General features: G+C 57.9%; 15 protein-coding genes. 4 read left to right on the top strand and 11 right to left on the bottom strand.

Annotated elements, in window-relative coordinates:
* Positions 1-58: 58 nt before the first annotated feature.
* Positions 59-2,857: a cation-translocating P-type ATPase gene (locus tag BLR44_RS07845; RefSeq protein ID WP_089681054.1), complete on the bottom strand. Its 2,799-nt coding sequence runs from the start codon at positions 2,855-2,857 to the stop codon at positions 59-61.
* Between the two features lie 113 nt (positions 2,858-2,970).
* Between BLR44_RS07845 and BLR44_RS07850 the strand changes: the two genes are divergently transcribed.
* A complete protein-coding gene (locus BLR44_RS07850; protein ID WP_089681057.1) occupies positions 2,971-3,321 on the top strand; it encodes a hypothetical protein in 351 nt (116 codons plus the stop codon).
* Positions 3,322-3,364: 43 nt separating this feature from the next.
* On the opposite strand, the gene BLR44_RS07855 is transcribed toward BLR44_RS07850, so the two are convergent.
* From BLR44_RS07855 to BLR44_RS07870, 4 genes are all read right to left on the bottom strand, one after another.
* Positions 3,365-5,515 (bottom strand): TonB-dependent receptor plug domain-containing protein, encoded by a 2,151-nt coding sequence (locus tag BLR44_RS07855; protein ID WP_176955944.1) that lies wholly within the window; start codon positions 5,513-5,515, stop codon positions 3,365-3,367.
* A 50-nt stretch (positions 5,516-5,565) separates the two neighbouring features.
* Entirely contained in the window at positions 5,566-6,087 is a 522-nt protein-coding gene (locus tag BLR44_RS07860; protein ID WP_089681060.1) for a YfiR family protein, read from the bottom strand.
* Between the two features lie 544 nt (positions 6,088-6,631).
* Positions 6,632-7,105 (bottom strand): YybH family protein, encoded by a 474-nt coding sequence (locus BLR44_RS07865; RefSeq protein ID WP_089681062.1) that lies wholly within the window; start codon positions 7,103-7,105, stop codon positions 6,632-6,634.
* 4 nt (positions 7,106-7,109) lie between these two features.
* On the bottom strand, positions 7,110-7,532 hold the full coding sequence (locus tag BLR44_RS07870; RefSeq protein WP_089681063.1) for a hypothetical protein: 423 nt from the start codon (positions 7,530-7,532) through the stop codon (positions 7,110-7,112).
* 388 nt (positions 7,533-7,920) lie between these two features.
* Here BLR44_RS07870 and BLR44_RS07875 point away from each other — a divergent pair, with 388 nt between their 5' ends.
* The 3 genes from BLR44_RS07875 to BLR44_RS07885 all read left to right on the top strand — a co-directional run bounded on the left by BLR44_RS07875 (position 7,921) and on the right by BLR44_RS07885 (position 13,207).
* Entirely contained in the window at positions 7,921-11,010 is a 3,090-nt protein-coding gene (locus BLR44_RS07875; RefSeq protein ID WP_089681065.1) for a SusC/RagA family TonB-linked outer membrane protein, read from the top strand.
* Between the two features lie 27 nt (positions 11,011-11,037).
* A complete protein-coding gene (locus BLR44_RS07880; RefSeq protein ID WP_089681067.1) occupies positions 11,038-12,705 on the top strand; it encodes a RagB/SusD family nutrient uptake outer membrane protein in 1,668 nt (555 codons plus the stop codon).
* A gap of 139 nt (positions 12,706-12,844) precedes the next feature.
* The gene (locus tag BLR44_RS07885) at positions 12,845-13,207 is read left to right on the top strand and encodes a DUF4260 domain-containing protein (RefSeq protein ID WP_089681069.1); all 363 of its coding nucleotides are present in this window, start codon (positions 12,845-12,847) and stop codon (positions 13,205-13,207) included.
* Positions 13,208-13,213: 6 nt separating this feature from the next.
* On the opposite strand, the gene BLR44_RS07890 is transcribed toward BLR44_RS07885, so the two are convergent.
* The 6 genes from BLR44_RS07890 to BLR44_RS07910 form a co-directional block, all read right to left on the bottom strand.
* The gene (locus tag BLR44_RS07890) at positions 13,214-13,753 is read right to left on the bottom strand and encodes a metal-dependent hydrolase (RefSeq protein WP_089681071.1); all 540 of its coding nucleotides are present in this window, start codon (positions 13,751-13,753) and stop codon (positions 13,214-13,216) included.
* Between the two features lie 375 nt (positions 13,754-14,128).
* Positions 14,129-15,829: a glycoside hydrolase family 28 protein gene (locus BLR44_RS07895; protein ID WP_089681073.1), complete on the bottom strand. Its 1,701-nt coding sequence runs from the start codon at positions 15,827-15,829 to the stop codon at positions 14,129-14,131.
* 89 nt (positions 15,830-15,918) lie between these two features.
* A complete protein-coding gene (locus BLR44_RS07900) occupies positions 15,919-17,841 on the bottom strand; it encodes a glycoside hydrolase family 88/105 protein (RefSeq protein WP_245706004.1) in 1,923 nt (640 codons plus the stop codon).
* 35 nt (positions 17,842-17,876) lie between these two features.
* A complete protein-coding gene (locus tag BLR44_RS28580) occupies positions 17,877-18,089 on the bottom strand; it encodes a hypothetical protein (protein WP_143017178.1) in 213 nt (70 codons plus the stop codon).
* Between the two features lie 30 nt (positions 18,090-18,119).
* Positions 18,120-18,299, bottom strand: coding sequence for a hypothetical protein (locus BLR44_RS07905; protein WP_089681075.1), 180 nt, complete (start codon positions 18,297-18,299; stop codon positions 18,120-18,122).
* A gap of 12 nt (positions 18,300-18,311) precedes the next feature.
* Positions 18,312-20,660, bottom strand: a complete 2,349-nt coding sequence (locus tag BLR44_RS07910) for a glycosyl hydrolase family 28 protein (protein ID WP_089681076.1) — start codon at positions 20,658-20,660, stop codon at positions 18,312-18,314.
* Positions 20,661-20,874: the final 214 nt, after the last annotated feature.

The raw sequence follows: 20,874 nt of genomic DNA on the forward strand, positions 1-20,874 counted from the left end.
TAAAGTCTACTCTAGCCTACGCAGCATGGGCCGAAGGGTATACAAAGCGTTGCTTGTGTCACCACCCCATCAGTTTGCTAACCTCGCGTACGACCACAACCGAGGCGCCGACCAGGACGCACTCCAGCCAATCGCCGAGTGACAGCGGCACCGTTTCGAAGGCCGTTTGCAACCAGGGCAGGTAAATCACCAACACGTGCAGGACCAGCGAGAGGCCAATGGCCCCCAGCAACCACGGATTCTGAAAAGGCCGGTGAAAGGCCGTCTGGGTGTCGGAGCGGGCATTGAACGTGTTGAACAACTGGAACATCACCAGGGTAGTAAAGGCCATGGTGCGTCCGTACGCCAGCTTGCCATCCCCCTCGATCAGTCCGCCGGGCAACGAGGCATCCAGCACCAGGAGGGTGCCGACCGCCATCACGACTCCGACCAGCACAATGCCGCGCCACATGCTTCCGGTAATGACGCCTTCGTTCGGGTCGCGCGGAGGGCGGTTCATCACCTCCGGATCGTCCGGGTCCAGGCCCAGCGCCAGCGCGGGTGCGCCGTCGGTCATCAGGTTGATCCAGAGAATTTGAGTAGCTAGCAGGGGCAATACCACCAATCCTTCTTCGCTTGTCAGGCCGATGACGCCCTCCAGCACCACGCCCAGAAACATGGTCAGCACCTCGCCGATGTTGGACGACAGCAGGTACCGCAGAAACTTCTGGATGTTGGCAAAAATGGAGCGCCCCTCCTCTACCGCCGCCACAATCGACGCGAAATTGTCATCGGTCAGCACCATGTCGGCGGCTTCTTTTGAGACGTCGGTGCCCGTGATGCCCATCGCCACGCCGATATCGGCCGTTTTCAGCGCCGGGGCATCGTTTACGCCGTCGCCGGTCATGGCCACAACCTGCCCGTTGCGCTTCAGCGCTTCGACAATTTTGAGTTTATGTTCGGGGTTGACGCGTGCGTACACCGACACCTCTTGGACCGTCCGCTCCAGCGTCGCCTCGTCCATCTTTTGCAACTCGCCCCCCACTACGGCCTTTTCTTCCTCGACCATGCCCAGCTCTTTGGCAATGGCCGCCGCGGTTTTCGGGTGGTCGCCGGTAATCATCATCGTGCGGATGCCAGCCTTGTGTGCCTTGGTCACCGCTTCTTTTGCTTCGGGGCGGGGCGGGTCGATCATACCGACCAGTCCCAGAAAGACCAGCTCCTGCTCAACCGCATCGTCTACTTTATCGCCCTGAGTATCGGGAGCAACCGAGCGAAACGCTACCCCGAGGGTCCGCAGTGCTTCTTCGGCCAGTTGTTCATTTGCCTGTTTGATTTCCATCCGGCGCTCGTCGGTGAGCGCTCGTGCTTCCTCGCCCACCAGCTCGTGTGTGCAGCGTTCCAGTAGCACGTCGGGCGCACCTTTGGTGAACACGATGTTGCGTTCTTCTTTTTTCTCGGCGTCGGTATGCACGGTGCTCATCAGCTTCCGCTCCGACGAGAATGGCACCTCCCCCACCCGCCGGAAACGGCTTTCCAGTTCGTCCGGCTTCATACCCGCTTTGCGTGCTGCCACCAGCAGTGCCCCTTCGGTCGGGTCTCCCTGGATGATCCACTGCCCGTCTTTCTCCTGCAATACAGCATTATTGGCCAGATCGGCGGCCCGCAGAATGCGTTCCGTTTCGGCCGTGAGGGCGCTTTCGTCCCGGTCGGTTTGGTGCTCTACCGCGCCTTCGGGCTGATAGCCGGTGCCCGTCAGGTTGGTGCGGCCGCTGGCGGTAATCACGGCCCGGACGGTCATTTCGTTTTTGGTAAGCGTTCCGGTTTTGTCGGAGGCGATCACGGTGGCCGAGCCGAGCGTCTCCACAGCCGGCAATTTCCGGACGATGGCGTTCCGATCAGCCATGCGTCGTACGCCAATCGCCAGCACAGCCGTGACGATGGCGGGCAGGCCTTCGGGCACAGCCGCCACAGCGAGCGCCACGCCGAGGATCAGCACTTCCATCACCGCCGAAAAGTCGGTGGCTCCTTCGACCAGCAGAATGGTGCCGACCATGATGACCGCAATGACGATAACGATCAGGCCCAGCCGCTTGCCAGTTTTGTCCAGTTCTTTCTGGAGGGGAGTATCGTTGGCTTCGGCGCGTTGCAGCATCCCGGCAATTTTTCCCATCTCGGTCTTCATGCCGGTGGCTGTCACCAAGGCCTTGCCGCGCCCGTAGGTCACGGCCGTACCGCTGAATGCCATGTTGGTCTGATCGCCCACGCCCGCTTCCGCTTCGATGGGGTCGGCGGTTTTCGATACCGGGACGCTTTCGCCGGTCAGTGGCGCTTCGGCCGTTTGCAGCCCCGTCGCCTGCACCAGCCGACCGTCGGCCCCTATCGTATCACCTTCTTCGAGCAGAAGCACGTCGCCGGGCACCAACTCCGTCGACTTAACCGACTGCCGTTTGCCGTCGCGAATCACCTGCGCCTCGGCCGCCGACATGGCCTGCAGGGCACTCACAGCCTCTTCGGCGCGCGCTTCCTGCACGTAGCCCAGAATGCCGTTGAGCAGCACGATGGAGAAAATGACAAGGGCCTCGTAGGGCAACGCCTCTTCGCCTTCGTACAGCCAGACCGCCACCGAAATGGCCGTCGCGATCAGCAACAGAATGACCAGCACGTCGTTGAACTGCGCCAGAAAGCGCTTCCAGCCCGGCACGGGCGGTTCGTGTTCCAGTTCGTTGGGACCGTATTGTTCCAGCCGCTGCCGGGCAACTTCGGCCGTAAGGCCTTTTTCAGGATCGGTTTCCAAGCGTTGGGCGATCTGATCGACCGGCAATCGATAGGCCTCGGCCACGGAAGGGTCGGCGGGGGTAAGGGTGTCTGCAGACATGGGAGGAGCAAGAGGATAGAAACATTGCTTTGTACGTGCAGCTCCACGTTCCGGTTCGAGTCCGGCAGGGCGTTATCCCTTCCAGCGTGAATTCCGTATGCTACCCCAAAAAGATGCGGTATCCTGTCACGCCCGATGGGCGCTATTTTGTAGTGAAGGGTCGTCTGTGGCGTTGCAGCAACCCGGCCTTGGCCGACGCCGAGCGCGAACGTCTGGTCAAGGCCCTGATGCAGGCGCGGGCCGCGGTGGGCCGCGCGCAAAAGCTGGAAGACGAGGCGGCGCTTAAACAGGCACGTTCCGACGTGCATCGCGCCAAAGTGGCGTTAGGCGAACGCGGCCCCGTCTGGTGGGAAGATGGCGCACCGGACTACAACCGTCATCTGGCTAAAAATACACCCTACGCCGCGTGGCACGAAGCCCTAGCCGCGGAAAGTACTTCCCCAAAGAAACGGGCCACACGCTAAAGAACGTGCGGCCCGTCTAACATAACAGGATAACGCAATACAACTAGAAATTATAGCTGGCACCGAACATTACCGAACGGCTGGTGCGGTCGGAACCGTAGTACTCGCGGCTGGTGCTCCCCGTCAGGTTGCGCACGTTCAGGTACACTTGCAACGGTTCGATCACCTGATAGGCCACCTTGCTGTTGATCAGCACCTTGCCGCTGATTGCCCCTACGGTCGATTCGCGTTCCAGATCGTACTGGTGGAACTGCGTATGGGCACTGAAGAAATAACCGTTCAGGTTGATGTTCCACTTCTGCGAGGGGCTAAAGTTGGCGTACAAGCCACCGAAAACGGCCGGCGTGCTTTTGTGTTCGTCGTCGAAGCCATTGTAAATGTTGTACGGATTGGACGCCGAATCGACAGGCAGGGTATTGGCACCGCGCGGGATATCGATCACCTGGGTCCGCTGAATGGTGACAAACGGTTTGAACTGGAACTTGGCACTGGCGATGTAATTGGCCGACACGGTCAGGCCCAGCTGCGTCGCCGTGAGGGGCAGATTCTCGAAGCTAAATTGAATCCGCTCGGGTACGTAGGCCGGGTAAGGCGCCGGATACCCCGTCGGCTGGTAGGTCATCTCCGTCATTACGAACATGTTCATGTCGCGCAGTTTCTGCCGGAACGCATCCACGTCCAGCGAAAGGTTGCGGGAAAGGTGGGTCCGAAAACCGAGTTCGGTCAGCGTAACAGAGGCCAGTTTCAGGTTCCGGTTGCCGCTCAGGTTGTACGTGTAGAACGGGCCGCTGCCTGGACCGTTGAACGCCATGTCGTTCGTAATGGAATAGTTGATCGACGTAGGCGTCCAAAACGCACCGCTCGTCGAGCGCGACTGCCCGAAACGCAGCAGAGACTTTTCGCTGAGCTTGTAGGTAGAAAGCAACTGGTACGAAAAATACGCGTCCTTCAGGATGTCGAATTTGTCGACCCGCCCAGCCCCCATCAGCCGCCAGTTGTCCAGCAGTTGGTAATCGACCTGCACCGAACCGGCATACGTGTTTATCTGGGACGTGGTGTTCAACTGATCGTACTCAATGTGCTGGTAGTTGAACTCCGGACGCACACTCAGGCGATCGCTCAGTTGCCAGCGGTAGTCGACCACCGCATCGGCCGTTCGGAAGTTGTATTCGATCCCGCCTTCGTGATCTACGAAGCTGTAACCCGTATTGTACGAGACACGCGTACCCACTCCGTACACGCGGCTGGCTAGGTTCAGGTACTTACTGGAGATGCCGTTGGTGCCCAGTGGCGTCAGGCTACTCACGTATACTTTCTGCGATTCAGCGTCCTGGAGCCCTGCCGAGAGGTCGAGACTCACCTGGTCGTTGGCTTCATAATTGACGAATGCGTTGATTCCGTACTTGTTCTGCGCCAGCGACGGGTCCGGGTAAAACAGGGCCGCATCGGGTACTTCGCTCAGATCGGACGAGAACGTATCGCTCTGGTAGAAGTAATACAGGTCGTCGAACCGATCGCGCTTCTGGTAGTTGCCCGAGAGCGTAACGTGTAGCTTTTCGTTGAGTCCGTAGCCTACGGCCAGGTTCGCCACCTGGGTTTGACCCGGCGCAATCTGTGCGTTCGCGACGGCATGAGGCCCTTTCTGATCCGGCGTGCGCGTAATGATGTTAATCACCCCCGTGACGGCATTCGGCCCAAAAAGCGGAGCGACTGCGCCGCGCACTACTTCGATACGTTCGATGTCGATCAGGTCGATCGGTAACGATTCCCAGAAAGTCCCTCCCTGATCGTAGTTGAAAACCGGACGGTTGTCGATCATGACCAGCGTCAACCGGTTTTGTTGTTCCAACGTCCGCGTATACTGCGCGGTGTTATCCAGTCCGCGCAAATGCACGTCGTAGTTTCCGTTGGACGTTTCCCGCACAATAACGCCCGGACAGAGCCGCAGCGCTTCCGGAATGGAGCTTGCTCCCGAACGGGCTATTTCTTCCCGCGTAATGGAGTAGCTCGACACTGGAGCATTGAATACGTTTTCTGATTTTTTACTGGCCGAGACAATCTCCACGTTCATCAATTCTTCCAACGACATCTCGAACAAATCTGCATTGTTCTGCTCCTGCCCGTAGCCGGGAGTTGCGTTCAGCACTAAGGCCCCCAGGCCGACTATCGTAAGTAATGTATTTCGTTTTTTCATCTGGAATTTCATGTTGCGCTTGTTTCACATCCGTTGAGCGGAGCCTGGTATCAGAGCACCTTGCCTACGTTGTAGAGCGTAGGCACGACTTTGAGCTGATTCAACTCCAATACCTTTTTGTTAATGACAAAGCCCAGTTTGGAGTCGTGTTTTACAAAACTGATCCCGGCTCCCTGGGCAGCCAGGTCCTCTTCGGTGACCACGAGCGACTCTTTACGACGCGTCGCCGCTACCACTTCGGAGAGGTGCGCCGAGTTGGTCTTCGGCAGATAGACAACCTGACACTCCTGTGCCTCTGACGCACTCTGGATGCGCCGCGCCTCAATACTCTTGCCTTGCAGTTTTTTGCCGGGCAGGTCGTTTTGAAGAATCGACAGCACGTCGTCGTTGCCGTACACCCCAATGGTAATGATGCTGCCCGGATGATTCCACTCCACGTACTTGACGAAGCTGTAAATGAATACCGCCTTTACCTTGTCTTCTGAAGCTTGTGCTCGCAGCAATCCGGCCTTTCCCAGCCCTCCACCCAGCATCAGCACCAGCGAAAGAAGTAACTTTTTCGATCTAAACATGAGTACATTTAAATTTTCCTCAAATTTGAATAGATCAATTAATTATTGAATTAATTCATTTAAAGGAAACCTACATGCGTGCTCCGTCAAGCTATTTATAACAATCAGGCTATTTAGTTTAATTTTACCCACACAAATACTGTTTGAGCGTTCACTAGAGCACGCCCGCCTCTCCTCGGCAACAGCCAGCCCCCAGAGACACGACAGAATAAGTATATTATTAAAATAAATAGTACAACAAATTCAACTTTCAGGAAGGGCTGAACTGGTCAAAACGGCCTTATGTCACCGGTCAGTCTGTACCGAGGGAGTTCGATGTCAGGAAGGCAAGGGCGAAAGTTCGTGGGTTCGGGCGCCAGCGCCGGTCCTACGAAGGAGAAAGGGAATGGAACAACAGCCGGGTACTAGGGCCGTGCTGAGTCAACGGCGTGGTAAGTCCGCCGTAAAAGTAGGTCCGGGTAAGATCAGTGAGTAAGGCCACACGTGCTTTAGACCATTTCTGACGCCACTGCACGAACCAAAGTAATTTGGAGAAGGGTCCTGCTCAATCGCCGGGGAAGGGACGTCCGTTCCACATGTCGAGGTGCATGCGCCATTGTCCATCGGCTTCGCGCCGCCAGACGATCACGTACTTGCCGTGCACCGGTCCCCACTCCTGCGCGCCGTTCCGGCCGCTGATTTCGTAGTGACCGTGGTCGGAGGCCAGGTTGCCCTGCACTTCCACGCCTTCGGACGTACTCTGGTGGTGGGTGATCTGCCGCCCGTCGGGCAACCTCCAGTACTTTCCAAGGGCTTCTTTGCCACGAATTGCCTCCATGTTGTGCGGAAAGATCACCGCATCGTTGGTATAGACGGCCAGCATGGCGTCGAGATCGCCTCGTTCGTAGGCGCGCGAAAATTCGGCGGCACGCCTCGCCAACGTATCGGCCACGGCCTGCACGTCGGTCTCGGGTTGGGGCTGGCAGGCCTGGCTCACCCACAGCAGCCCCAGCATGAACACTAGATGTTTGACTCGCATGGGTTTACGCTTCTCGTGTCAGTAACCAGAGGCCGTGGCCTTCTACCAACGGCAGCCCGTCAGGACCCGTTTCGTTCAGGGCGTAGATGACCCACTCGCCGTAGAGGCTGTTCCGCTCGGCATCGAGGAATCCGTTGTATTCCACCTCCGTTTCCTCTACCTCGCCCAGCAAGGCCGCGTTTGCATCGGGTACGGCCCCGACCTCGGCATAGGTCTTGACCAACGAAACGACCTGCCCTTCCAGAAAGCCTCGTAGGTTGGCTTCGCGCGCTACCGATAGGTCGGTGGCCTCTTCCTGACAGACGCCCGCGATGCCCTCGGCAGAGGTGGTAAACGTAATGCGCACGGGCACACGCTGTGCGAAAAAAGGCAGCCCGTACGAGGCACCGTATTCATAAAATCCAAACCAGGTTCCGTCGAGGGTCATATGCTTTCGGGATAATTGCCCGGCAAAATAGCACGCGGTACCAGCTCGCCCAACGGGCAAGACGGTGCAATCGGGGCGGGCCATGTAAGGTTCGGACGGAGAGTTACCGGCTTTTGACGAAGGCCACGGCGGCGGCGTTCATAACATTAGCTTCCGGCAACGTTCCCGATAACGATTGCATAGTTTTTTTCGCCCTGAGCGCTATTCTCTTCTGAGGCCATCACTTAGATTTACATCATTTCAACAAGCTGATTCCTAGGTTTCTTTGTCTGATTAATCAGTTTTTTACAATTCTTTTTTTTGAAGCTTATCACCCAATCTAGTTGCTGAAAACCGCCTTTACAGAGTCTTTCAATCGTATCGTTTAACATTCAAACAATCTATTCTTATGACAGCAGCTCATACCCCTCAGCCGGGGCTATGGGGCAGGAAGGTTTTGTCCTTCTCTGGCTCACGCATTGCCCTTGGCCTGCTTTGTTTTCTGATGCTCGCGGGAAGCTCTCTCCCCGGCTGGGCGCAGAGCCTCACCGTAAAAGGAAAAGTCACCGACAGCGGTGAGGGCATTCCCGGCGTCAACATCTCCATTCGCGGGACGTCTACCGGCACCGTGACCGACGTCCAGGGCGACTATTCGCTTCAGGTGCCTTCGGGCGATGCCGTGCTCGTTTTTAGTTCGATCGGCTACGAGTCGCAGGAAATTCCGGTAAACGGGCGCGCCACCATCAACGTCGACATGGCGGTGGATGTGCAACAGCTCAACGAAGTGGTCGTGGTCGGCTACGGTACGCAAAAGAAATCGGACCTGACGGGGGCCATCACCTCCATCGAAACCAAGCAGATTACAGAACGGGGCGCAACCAGCCCGGTCGAATCGATTCAGGGCCAGTTGCCCGGCGTCAACATCTCGGCCAGTTCGGGGCAGGCCGGTTCCGGTTACACGTTCCAGATCCGGGGGGTGAACTCACTGGCGGGGGGCAATCCGCTCTTCGTGGTGGATGGCTCGATTGTGCCGGACATCAACTTCCTTAACCCGCAAGACATCGCCCGCATCGACGTGTTGAAAGATGCCTCGTCGACGGCCATTTACGGTTCGCGCGGCTCGAACGGGGTCGTCATCATCACGACCAAATCGGGGAATGCGGGCGGCAATCCCGGCGCGACCATTTCGTACGACGGCTACGTGGGCGTTCGCGAAGCGGCCCGGCTGCCGGAGTTTATGGACGGGCAGGAATGGTGGGAGTACCGCCAGAATGCCTACATCGCCAGCCCGCTGATCAGCGGCAAACCGTACGACAACACCGTCGGGGGCATTGCCGACAGCGACGTGCTGCGCCAGCGGATTGCGGCCAACCAAACGACCGACTGGCCCGGCTACTTCCTACAAACGGGCCTTCAGATGAACCACTGGCTGAGCGTATCGGGCAACAGCAGCAACGGCATGAGCTACACGCTGGGCGGCGGTTACCAAAAGGAGAAGGGCAACATCATCAACGAAGAATACGACCGTTACAACTTCAAAGCGGCGGTAGATCACAAGATTTCGGACCAATGGTCGGCCGGAGCGAACGTGAACCTGTCGATCTCCACGCACGAAATCGGCAGCGAAAACGCCATCCTGAATGCCTTCCGCATGTCGCCGCTCGTCACACCCTACGACAGCCTCGGCAACCTGCTGTACCAGCCCGGCAAGTACGCGGGCATTTCGTTCACCAGCTCGGTGAACCCCCTCTGGGAAATGATGGATTCGCGGAACAACACGCGGACCTTTACGGGTGTGGGTAACCTCTACCTCCAGTACGCGCCCGTGTCGTGGCTACGGCTCCGCAGCACGTTCGCGCCCAACCTGCGCAACGAGCGCGTGGGCATTTACTACGGTCCCAATACGGAGCGCAACAAGCAGGGCAACCCGTCGGGCTCCATGGAGCGCAACGAGTATTTCTCGTACAACTGGGATAACGTCGTGACGGTAGACCAGAACTACAACGGGCACAACTTCACGTTCACGGGTCTGTACAGCCTCTATTACAACCAACTGGAGGGCAGCTACCTCGACGTGATCAACCTGCCGTTCAACTCGCTCTACTACAACCTGGGGACGGCCGCCACCGACAAAAACAACATCCAGGAGATCAGCACCAACTACAGCAAGGTGTCGCTCATTTCGTACATGGGTCGCCTGAACTATAACTGGCGCGACCGGTACTTCGTGACGGTGGCTTCGCGCTGGGACGGCTCGTCTAAACTGGCCCAAGGTTACAAGTGGGGGGCGTTTCCGTCGGCGGCACTGGCCTGGCGGATTTCGGAAGAGTCGTTCATGCAGAACATCACGCCCATTTCGAACCTGAAGCTGCGCCTGAGCTACGGCTTCACGGGGAACAACAACGTGGACCCTTACATCACGCAGGTGTACGCCAACACCCAGCGCTATTATGACTACGGCGGCTCCGTGGCGGGCGGTCTGGCACCGAGCGGGGTGGTCAACCCGCTGCTGACCTGGGAGAAAACCCGCGAGGTAAACGTAGGGATGGACTACGACCTGTTGCAGGGACGCATTTCGGGTACGGTCGACGTCTACAACAAACTGTCGAGCGATCTGCTGATCGAACGCAACCTGCCGATCGAGTCGGGCTGGACGTCGCTGTTTGACAACGTAGGGTCGGTCCGCAACAAAGGGGTGGAAATTGCCCTGCGCACCGTCAACATCCGCACCGACGCGTTTTCGTGGACCACGTCGTTCAACTTCACCCGCAACAAGAACGAGATTGTGGAGCTGATCAACGGCAAGGAAGACATGGTCGGGAACCAGTGGTTTATCGGGCAGCCCATCGACGTGAACTATACGTACGTGTTCGACGGCATCTGGCAGGAAAGCGACCGCGAGCTGGCACGCCGCTACAACGCCTTGCCCGGACAGCCGCGCATCAAGGACATCAACAGCGACAGCGCCATTACGTCGGCCGACCGCACCATCATCGGTTCGCCGTTCCCGAAATGGCAGGGTGGTTTCAACACCCAGGTGACCTACAAAGGATTTGACCTTTCGCTTTCGCTGTTTGCCGTCCAGGGCAAGCAGGTGTTCAGCCCCTTCCACGACGAGTTCCTGAACTTCACCGACCGGGGCCGCGCCAAACTGGACGTGGACTACTACATGAGCCCGAACGACGTGACGCCCACCCGCGTCTCGAACGAGTACCCCATGCCGAACAACGTCGGTTCGTACTGGCGCGGCGAGTCGGGCGTAGGGGCGTACAAAGATGCCTCGTACGTCAAGGTCAAAAACATCGTGCTGGGCTACAATGTGCCGTCGCCGGTGCTGGAGCGGTTCAAACTGAAGAGCTTGCGCCTGTACGCCAACGTGCTGAACCCCTTCGTCTTCACCAAATACGACGGGTTCGATCCGGAGTGGGCCGAGGCTAATCTGGGCCGTAGCGGCATCAGCACCGTGACGTATCAGTTCGGCATCAATCTCAAACTCTAACCTCTTCCACCAACTAGTTTCTCGAAAATGAAAAAGTCATTTTTATATGCAGCACTGGCCGGGGCGTTTTTGTCCCTGGGCAGTTGCCAGGATTACATCCAGGAAGAAAATCTCGGCAACGTACTGATCGACGAGTATTACCAAACCCAGGATGGCTACCTTTCGCTGATCAACTCGGCTTACTCGACGCTCCGCGACGTGTACGGCAACGAGCCGTGGGTCTTTTGTGCCGGTACCGATATGTACGTGGAAGGGCGCAGCGACCAGCCGCCGGGCATCAGCGAGTACCTGACCCTGACGGCCAGCAACGGCGAAGTCACCACGTTCTACACCAATGTCTATCAGGCCATTCAGACCTGCAACATTGCCATCCACACCAACGGGCAAACGGCCGCGACCGACAACCTGCCGGTGTTGCTGGGGGAGATGAAGTTTCTGCGGGCGTACTATTATTTCCTGCTGGTGCAGCAGTTTGGGGGTGTGCCGCTTGTAACCGACGTCTATGCCTATGCGGAGAACGGCACGTCGTTCACCCGCAACTCGGCCGAAGAGGTCTACACGTTCATTCTGAACGAAATGAACGAAGCCATGAACCTGGTGCCCGAGTCGCAGGCCTTCGGTAAGGTGAACAAACGAGTGATTCGTCATTACCTCGCCAAGGTGCACCTGACGCGCGGTTACGAAACCTTCGCTGCGGCCGACGACTTCACGAAAGCCGCTCAGTATGCCGACGAAGCCATTGCCGGACAAGCGCTGACGTTGTCGTTCCGGGATCTGTTTTTCCCGGGCAACGAAGTGAACGAAGAGGTGCTGTTCTCGGTCCAGTACGACATCGCGTCCATTCAGGACCCGCTCGACGACGGCAACATGCAGAACTACTACTTCGGGCCATACTTAGGTGGTGAGGGGCAACAGAACGGCTATCCCTATCGCTCCTACATGCTGGTGCCGACCATGTACACGTTCGATTTGTTCACCGAAAACGACAGCCGTTTCGATAACTCGTTCATGGTCTATTTCTACGACCGGTACTACGACTATTACGACCGGAACGAAAGCCTGGGCGACCTCAACATCCGGTACTACTACGTGCCGAAGTGGGAACTGGACGACACCACGGCCTGGCGTGCCGCCGATCTGGAACATCGTGCCAACACAGAACTGCGCCCGTATTCAGCGGCCTGGGAAGCTTCAAACTCGACCGTTCTGGACGCCGCCACGCCCATCGTCAGCAAATTCGACGACCCGACGGCGCGTTTCTCGGGAAGCGGCAGCAGCACACGCGACATCTACCTGGCGCGACTGGCCGAAACGTACCTGATTGCCGCGGAGGCCTACTTCAAAACGGGTAACCTGGGAACCGCCGCCGAGCGCATCAACGAAGTGCGTCGCCGCGCCGCCAAGCCAGGTACCGAAAGTGAGATGATGATTACGGCCGCCGATGTCGACATCGACTTCATCTTGGACGAACGCGGCCGCGAGCTGCTGGGCGAATACCACCGCTGGAATGACCTGAAACGGACGGGCACGCTGGTAGAACGGACCGAACTTTACAACCGCGACATCCGCGCGATTGTCAACTCAGGACTTGATCCATTCCGGGGCACCAACGGAGCGCTGAAAATTCTGCGCCCGATTCCACAGAACGCCATCGACCTGAACGACGCAGACGTCAGTCAGAATCCGGGGTATTAAGCCCAGGTACTTTAGAAAACCGAGAAGGCTGCGGAGCGATCTGCAGCCTTCTTTTTTTAGGCCCTCACCAGGGTCAGGAAGTAGCGCTTTTGTGCGCCCTCGCGGCCATCTTTGCCGTAGCACCCAACGCCGCTCCGTCATGAAAACGCTCCTCCGCCTCGAAGAACTGACTCAGTTTCTCTTTTCTATCGTAGTCTTCAGTCAACTGCCTTACGCCTGGTGGTGGTTTCCGGTGCTGATTCTCGCGCCAGATCTCAGCATGATCGGCTATGCCATCAACCCTCGCATCGGCGCGTATGTGTATAATCTGGGGCATCACAAAGGGCTGGCGCTCGCGCTGGGAACCTTGGGCTGGTTCAGTGGCATGCCGCTCGCGATGCTGATCGGCACGATCCTCTACGGCCATTCCAGCCTGGACCGCATCTTGGGATATGGTTTGAAATACCCGGACGATTTCAAACACACCCACCTGGGCAACCTGAATGAGAAGCCTGCCGTGTAAAGTCGCTTAACGCCGTGCTTTCCGCACGAACCACGAAAGGCCCAGCAACGCAAATGCGGGCAGCCAGATCCACACCAGTTCGCTTGCAATGACCGCCAGGCCACGCGCGCTGAAAAAGTCCGCTCCAATGGGCGACACCCGAATGGGCCGCCACGGCGCGAAGTAGCGCTCCCCCGAAAACGGTGCGAACAGCGCCACCCCCAATCCGCCGCTCGTGAAGGCATCGAGCAGGGGATGCGACAAGGTAACCAAGGTAAAGTAAGCGACCAGTCCTGCCGGGGTCAGCGGCCTAGAACGCCGGTCCCGAAACACCACGAAGGCCATCACCACGCCGACCAGCAGCGCAAAAACAATGGAATGGGTAAACCCGCGGTGGCCCCACAGGCTGTCGTACGGAATGCCGACGGCGAACCCCACCACGTCGGCATCGGGCAGCATGGCACAGAGGGCGGTCATGACCCAGAACCGGGTCGAAAGCGTTCGGTGAAGAAGGGTGGCTTTGCCCAGGGTAGCGGCAAAGATGGCGTGCGAGAAGATGGAAGGCATATGCAGAGAACAGCGTCAAATGGGCATTTTGCCAAAGATAGCATCCTGCCGTTCGTCTGAAACGCACATTTTTCTGTTCGTTTCGGGCAGGGCCTGCCTGATCGACTTCTTCGGCATCTTGATGCCCCTCCTTACCAGAACACGCTGATCCCCATGCTCGTCAGCATCCCGGCCTCCCTCGGCAAACTCGGGACGTGTCTATGGCTGCTGATTCGCGGTACGAAAACGGCAGCTATGAAAAAAAGGGTGATCGTCTTATGAAATGCGGTGGAGGCGGGACGCATGAAAATCCTTACTGCTGCAAGGGATTCATGCCACGATTCCAAGAAAGCATCGGGAGCCACGTAAGATCTATCTGGCTCCCGATGCTTTCCCCTATTGCATCTTCACCTCTGCCTTCTCGACCTGCGTGCCGAGGGTGAGGCCTTCCGGACCACCGGCGTTTTGGAGCGAAATGTTTTTGGTCTGGGTGCCGTCCACCTGCACAATGGCCTCTTGCCCGTCGGGATATTCGAGTCCGGCGACCTGCACGTTCCGGCTGTTTTCCAAATGCAGGACCGGGCCGTGTTTCGGTTCGATTACCACGTTTTTCATCGTCACGCCGTCGGCCTCGCTGCACAGAATTCCCTTGCCCGCTTCGGTGATGCGGATGTTTTCCAGGTTCACGTTTTTGATGTTCATTTCCGGCAGTCCCTTCAGCAACACGGCCTGTCCGGCACCCCGGCACACCACGTCCTTGATGTAAATGTCTTTGAACTGGGGCGTCTCTTCCGTAACGGGAGGCACCGCCGCGGCTTCCTGCGCGGGCCCGGAGGCGTCTTCTTCGGTGCGGGCCGTGCCGCCGTAGAAGAGGTTAAACAGGATCGGTTCGGCGGGAATGTCGACCATGTCGATGTTCGCGATGTGGATATTTTCGACCACGCCGCCGCGGCCCCGCGTGCTTTTGAAGCGCAGCCCGACGTCGGTACCCAGGAAAGTACAGTCGGTCACGTGCACGTTTTTCACGCCGCCCGACATTTCGCTACCCACCACAAAACCACCGTGTCCGTGGTAGACGGTGCAATTTTTCACGATCAGGTTTTCGGTCGGGATGCCGCGCTTGCGCCCATCTTCGTCTTTGCCGGATTTGATGCAGATGGCGTCGTCGCCCACGTCGAAGCTCGAGTTGTAGACCGCCACGTTCTTGCACGATTCCACGTCCAGGCCGTCGCCGTTCTGTGAGTACCACGGATTGCGGACGGTCAGGTTGCGGACGGTCAGGTTTTCGCACATCAGCGGATGCAGGCACCACGCCGGCGAGTTCTGGAACGTCGGGCCGTCGAGCAAGACGTTTTTGCAACTCACCAGGCTCACCATCACGGGGCGCAGGTAATCTTTAATCGCTTCGTATTCTGACATGTCGTTGGCATCGGGCACGTTCATGTTGGCTCCCTGACTGCCGCGTAGCGCTTTTTCGCTCGGGTACCAGATGTCGCCTTTCTCGTTCACGACCCCACCCGACGAGGTCAGTTGTTTCCAGTGCGAAGCGGTCAGTTTCGATTTTTTGACGGGCCGCCACGCGTCGCCCGAGCCGTCGAACACGCCATCACCCGTCAGGGCGATGTTTTCCAGCCCTCTTCCGGACAGCGGCGACTGGCAACGCACCGTGCTGAGGCCTTCGAAACTGGTTTCGATCAGCGGATAGAGGTCAAAATCGGGACTGAACATCACCACCGCCCCGCGTTCTGTGTGCAGGTTGATGTGGCTTTGCAGCACGATCGGTCCCGTCAGCCAGATGCCCCGCGGAATCACCACGCGCCCGCCGCCGTTTGCCGACACGTCGGCAATGGCCTTGGCAAAGGCGTCGGTGTTGAGGGTCTGCCCGTCGCCCACGGCCCCAAAATCGGCCAGGTTGACGCTGTAGTCAGGAAATTCCGGTACCACGATCTCGTCCATTTCGAACGGCAGGTCGGTGTACAGGTCGACATCGGTGGTTTGGTCCCGAACGGCTTCGTTGTTGCCTTGCGAAGGAGCAGTCGATTGACAGGCTGCCAACAGGGCCGTAGCCAGTCCGAGGGAAAAAATCGTTTGTTTCATAGTGGTTATGCAAGTCGAAGACTTGTTCTACATCGGGCTGAAAGGTCGTCTCCAGCCGCTTTAAGCTTTAAACTCGTAACTCTACTCTTTTACGGATTGTCCGACGCCGGACCGGCTTGTTCCAAGAGCCATTTCGCCAGTGCCTTACCCGCTTCGAAGTTTTGGAAAGTGCCGGGCAGTTTTCGTCCGTCGACGTACTCGTTGTAGAGCCACGGATCGCCCACGGCAAATACGGTTCCCTTGCCCACTTTCGCCACGGCCATCAGGATTTCGCCGTGATGGGTCAGCACGCCTTCGGCGGGCGATTTCACCGACAGCGGCGCAATTTCCTTCAGGTAGAGATTCAACGGTTCCTGGAAGATCGGGTGCCCGGCGGGCGTCTTGACCAGTCCCTGTTCGAACTGGTTGTTTTTCACCATGTTCAGGTTTTTGGGCAGAAACTGCATGCCGAAGGCTTTCGCCAGTTCGTTGAAATGCACGTGTTCCACGTTGGACGTGTCGTTCGACATCAGCACCAGCACCCCACCCGCTTTTACCCAGGTCTCCAGGGCTTTGATGTCTTTCTTTTCGACAAAATGCGGGTTCGGACTTTCTTTCTTGGTATCCGGATCGACGATGATGTACACATCGACATTTTTCAGGCTGGCGGCCGTCGGCGCGGTCGCCACCGAATCAATGGTGGCCCCGAAGTGCTGGAAGGTTTCGCCCCAGAGTTTGAAGCCGGAGTTGGTCGGATCTTCCCAGGTGTAGTGGTAGCGCTCTTTTTTGCCGTCTTTCGTGTTGCGCACTTCGTGGTTAAAATAGTAATCCAGGCCCACGCGCAGGCCCTTCCCGACCTTCTGCTCGTCGACCATTTCCATTTCCACACTCGCTTTAATGAACGGCCCGACGCCCTTCAGATCGTCGGGGCGGATCGGTTCGCTGAGGTAATAGTCGTAGCTGCCCGAACGGTACGGATTGCCGCCCAGCCCACCGACGCTGACCGTCTTGTCGAGGTGGACCATGCCGTCCGGCGCCACGTCGATGAAGTTATCCAGAATACACTGGTAGCCTTTCTGGGCCGGGGCCAGGAACGAGGCATTGAGGTAGCCCATCCGCACGCCTTTCAACAGTGAATAGACAAACATGTTGGAGGCCGACGCTTCCAGGTAGTTGCCCTGGCGGCTGCCCTGGTCGACAATCTGGTACCAACACCCCGAGTCGTCCTGATAGTTGACCAGTACCGGAGCTAAGCGTTGCAGGTAGCTCACCAGCGAGGAGTACTTCGGATGCTCCTTCGGAAAGTTGTCGAGCACATCGACCAGCGCCATGGCGTACCACCCGATGGCCCGGCCCCAGTAGTTCGGCGAACGGCCGGTTTTAGGATCGGCCCACTTCTGCTGGCGGCTTTCGTCGTAGCCGTGGTACAACAGGCCTGTTTTTTCGTCAACCAGATGCTTTTCGATCAGCTCGAACTGGCGCGCGATGTCGTCGAAGTTCTCCGGTTCGTTAAATACCTGGCTGAACTCCGCGTAGAACGGCTCGCCCATGTAGAGGCCATCCAGCCACATCTGGTACGGATAGCGCTTTTTGTGCCAGAAGCCGCCCTCTTTCGTGCGGGGTTGTTCGGCCAGTTGCCGCCGCAGTTCGTACGCCGCCTTTTTGTACTTCGCCTCGCCGGTCTGTTCGTAAAGCATCAGCAAGGCGCGTCCGGGCGGCAGGTTGTCGATGTTGAACGACTCGAAATCGTAGGTAGTAATCGTGCCGTCGTCCTGCACAAACAGGTCGATGTCGTGCTTGATGTAATCGTAGTATTTCCCGTCGCCCGTCCGTCGCCAGACACGCCGCAGCGCTTCCAGCACCAACCCTTGCTCGTAATCCCAGCGGGTGTAGGTCTTGTCGCCGATCACGATGCTGTCTGGATATTTGGCCATCAGCGACTCGGCCATGCGCACCGACCAGGGCTTTTGCGCTTGGGCCCGGAGCGACGGAGCCAGACACAGGAAACAGAGAAAAACTAGCAACTTCTTCATGGGTGATGGGTCAGTTCGGGAGATTAGGGGATTCGTTACCATAGAGTTGTTCCACACACAAGCATACTAAAGGCCCCTTTAGAAACTACGCCAAGCGGGGTTAATCTTTCAGGTGGTCTTTCGTTTAATAACTCTTCTTTTAAGCGATAATAAGCCTTTATTTTTTCTTCCAGTATAAACGCCTGGCTATCGCGCGAGACGGTGAGAGGCTCATCGTATTCCATCCCTTCTACCACTTCGATCGTCACCGCATCGCCTTCCTGCAGTTCTTGTTGAACTCACTTGTAGTGCGCATCCTCTTTGCTGAGGTAGCCTCCGCTGTACAACTCCAGCGACTGCTCATCGTTTTCAACATCCGTCCTTAACGTTACGATTTGGGTTACCACGCCGTCAGCGTTAATGCCGTTGGTGCTGATCAGCTTTCCGTTCAGGTATACGTTGAATCCTAGATTTTTCATCGCTCTTTAGAGTTATCGACCGCTTTGCACTACGTCGGCCGAGACGCCTTCGCCGTATTCGTTCGGTTGAAGCGGGCTCTCGCCCGAGGCGTCGACTACCTGAATGGTGCCCGTCCGCGAGCCGGTCACGCTCAGCAACCGTTGGGCCATGCCGCCGACGCGCACGTTTTCGAGCACCAGGTTGCGGCTGTTGTGGATGTGAAAGGCGGTCTGTTCTTTCAGCGGCACCAGTTGGACATTCTTCAGCGTAAGGCCGTCGGTTTCCGCGATGGTCGCGCCTTCGTCGGCGCGGAGCACGGCGTTTTCAAGCCGTACGTTCCGGATGTTCATTTCGGCCAGGCCGCGCATCGTGATGGCTTTGGCCGCGCTCCGGCAGAAGACGTTTTGCATGAAAATGTCTTTGAACTGCGGCGTGCCGTCGTTCACCGGTTCCGGCTTCATGTCGGGCAGCGCGCGGTTCTCACCGACCAGTGCCACGGGGTCCTGCGCGGCGTAGTACATGTTGAACAGGATCGCTTCGCCCAGGATGTCGGCCATGTTGATGTCCGTGAGGTAAACCTGATCGACCACGCCGCCCCGGCCGCGCGTCGTTTTGAAGCGGATGCCAATGTCGGTTCCCACGAAGGTGCAGTTCGACGCATAGATGTTCCGTACACCGCCCGACATTTCGCTGCCCACCACAAAGCCGCCGTGCGCATGGAATACGGTCGAGTTGCGGATGATCACGTTTTCGGTCGGGATGCCGCGCTTGCGCCCTTCTTCGTCGCGGCCCGATTTCAGGCAGATGCCGTCGTCGCCCACGTCGAAGGTGCAGTCTTCCACCAGCACGTAGCGCGTCGATTCCAGGTCGACGCCGTCGCCGTTCTTGCCGTACCACGGATTGCGCACCGTCAGGCCGCGTAGCGTGACGTGCTCGCTCAGGAGCGGATGCAGGCACCATGCCGGGGAGTTCTGGAACGTGACGCCTTCCAGCAGCACACGCTTGCATTCGATGAGGCTGACCATGTTGGGCCGCAGAAAGTCTTTGACCTCTTGCGCGTTTTCCAGGGTATAGCCTGCCGCAATCACGCCCGGTTTGGTGGTCTTCGAGGCGCGCAGCGCTTGTTCGGAGCGGTACCACGTGTCGCCCGCTTCGTTCACCACGCCCCCGGAGGCGACCAGATTGGTCCACTGGCTTTCGGTCATCTTGCCTTTGGTGACGGGGCGCCACGCATCGCCGCCGCCGTCGAAAAGGCCCCGACCGGTCACGGCCACGTCTTCCAGGCCCTTGCCGTAGATCGGCGACATGTTGCGGATGGCGTCCATTCCTTCCCAGTTCGTTTCGATGAGCGGATAGTCGGCCGGATCGTCGCTGAACTGCACCAGCGCCCCCTCGGCGGCATAGAGGTTGACGTGACTTTTCAGGGCAAGCGGACCGGTCAGCCACAGTCCCGCCGGGATGTGGACGACACCGCCGCCGTTTTCGGAACAGGCCGCAATGGCTTGATTGATCGCGTCGGTGTTGAGCGTGACGCCGTCCGGTTTCGCGCCGTACTGGCGGATGTCGAAGGTATCTTTCTTGAAGTGGGGCTCGTCGATCAGGGGCAGTTCGTAGGCCCGTAGGTCGGCGAAGGCGGTGGTTTTCAGGTGTTCTGCCAAAGGAATGCCTTGCTTTTGAAGTTCGCGGGCGACCAGGCCGGCCATGTGCAGCGCGCCGTATTCCGAAAAATGGGTGTCGTCCTGTTTGCCGTCGGGGGCGCGGTCGTAGACGCCGCCCGGCATCCAGAGGTAGAGCCGCTTCGATGCTTCGTCGCCCAGGCCCGACACCAACTCGCGCGTCAGCACGGTCATGTCGATCATCGGCACTTTTGTTTTTTTCGCGGCCTTGCGGGCGGCGTCGGGATAGTCGCCGTGGGTTGCTTCCAACTGGCCGTTCGCGTTGAATTTCCGGCGCACGGTGGGCGTCAGCAGAATGGGACGCGCGCCTTTCGCTTGCGCTTCTTTAATAAACCGTTCCAGGTTTTTCTGGTAGTCTTTCGGCGAGGCGTAGCGCGAAGGGTCCTGGCTTTTCTCGTCGTTGTGTCCGAACTCAATGAAGACCCAGTCGCCAGGTTGCAGCTGTACCATCACCGAATCCCACCGGCCTTCGTCGCGGAAACTTTTGGTGCTGCGGCCATTCACCGCGTGGTTCTGAATCGCCACCGTCGAATCGAACAGGGTCGGGAACAATTGACCCCAGCCCCGCTCGGGATTTTCGTCGAGGGGTTTGTTGGCCATGGTCGAATCGCCGATCATAAAAATGCGGACCTGCGTTTCTTTCAGCTGAAACGAAAACAAAAGGCCAACGGCGACCAGCAGGCGGAAGAGGGTAGGTTGTCTCATAAAAATGCAGAAGGAAAGGCGCGGGCGATTGCCCGGGAAGCACTTTTCCTAAAACGTAGTTGGTACACAAAAGCACTCTTCTGTATAGAGGGCATTTCCCTTGAAAATAACCCACCCCCCGCGTGGGCGAAAGCGTTCGGGCCTGATTTTTTATGCAAACGATGCCGGGAACGATGCCAAAATTCGGGTTCGGCACCAAGCTTTTTAAACTAAA

The organism is Catalinimonas alkaloidigena (genome assembly GCF_900100765.1).
Taxonomy (GTDB): Bacteria; Bacteroidota; Bacteroidia; order Cytophagales; family Flexibacteraceae; genus Mooreia; species Mooreia alkaloidigena.

Excerpts from the sequence above, each read along its gene's own strand:
- BLR44_RS07845 (WP_089681054.1), bottom strand. The coding sequence starts at position 2,857 with ATGTCTGCAGACACCCTTACCCCCGCCGACCCTTCCGTGGCCGAGGCC.
- BLR44_RS07850 (WP_089681057.1), top strand. The coding sequence starts at position 2,971 with ATGCGGTATCCTGTCACGCCCGATGGGCGCTATTTTGTAGTGAAGGGT.
- BLR44_RS07855 (WP_176955944.1), bottom strand. The coding sequence starts at position 5,515 with ATGAAAAAACGAAATACATTACTTACGATAGTCGGCCTGGGGGCCTTA.
- BLR44_RS07860 (WP_089681060.1), bottom strand. The coding sequence starts at position 6,087 with ATGTTTAGATCGAAAAAGTTACTTCTTTCGCTGGTGCTGATGCTGGGT.
- BLR44_RS07865 (WP_089681062.1), bottom strand. The coding sequence starts at position 7,105 with ATGCGAGTCAAACATCTAGTGTTCATGCTGGGGCTGCTGTGGGTGAGC.
- BLR44_RS07870 (WP_089681063.1), bottom strand. The coding sequence starts at position 7,532 with ATGACCCTCGACGGAACCTGGTTTGGATTTTATGAATACGGTGCCTCG.
- BLR44_RS07875 (WP_089681065.1), top strand. The coding sequence starts at position 7,921 with ATGACAGCAGCTCATACCCCTCAGCCGGGGCTATGGGGCAGGAAGGTT.
- BLR44_RS07880 (WP_089681067.1), top strand. The coding sequence starts at position 11,038 with ATGAAAAAGTCATTTTTATATGCAGCACTGGCCGGGGCGTTTTTGTCC.
- BLR44_RS07885 (WP_089681069.1), top strand. The coding sequence starts at position 12,845 with ATGAAAACGCTCCTCCGCCTCGAAGAACTGACTCAGTTTCTCTTTTCT.
- BLR44_RS07890 (WP_089681071.1), bottom strand. The coding sequence starts at position 13,753 with ATGCCTTCCATCTTCTCGCACGCCATCTTTGCCGCTACCCTGGGCAAA.
- BLR44_RS07895 (WP_089681073.1), bottom strand. The coding sequence starts at position 15,829 with ATGAAACAAACGATTTTTTCCCTCGGACTGGCTACGGCCCTGTTGGCA.
- BLR44_RS07900 (WP_245706004.1), bottom strand. The coding sequence starts at position 17,841 with ATGAAGAAGTTGCTAGTTTTTCTCTGTTTCCTGTGTCTGGCTCCGTCG.
- BLR44_RS07905 (WP_089681075.1), bottom strand. The coding sequence starts at position 18,299 with ATGAAAAATCTAGGATTCAACGTATACCTGAACGGAAAGCTGATCAGC.
- BLR44_RS07910 (WP_089681076.1), bottom strand. The coding sequence starts at position 20,660 with ATGAGACAACCTACCCTCTTCCGCCTGCTGGTCGCCGTTGGCCTTTTG.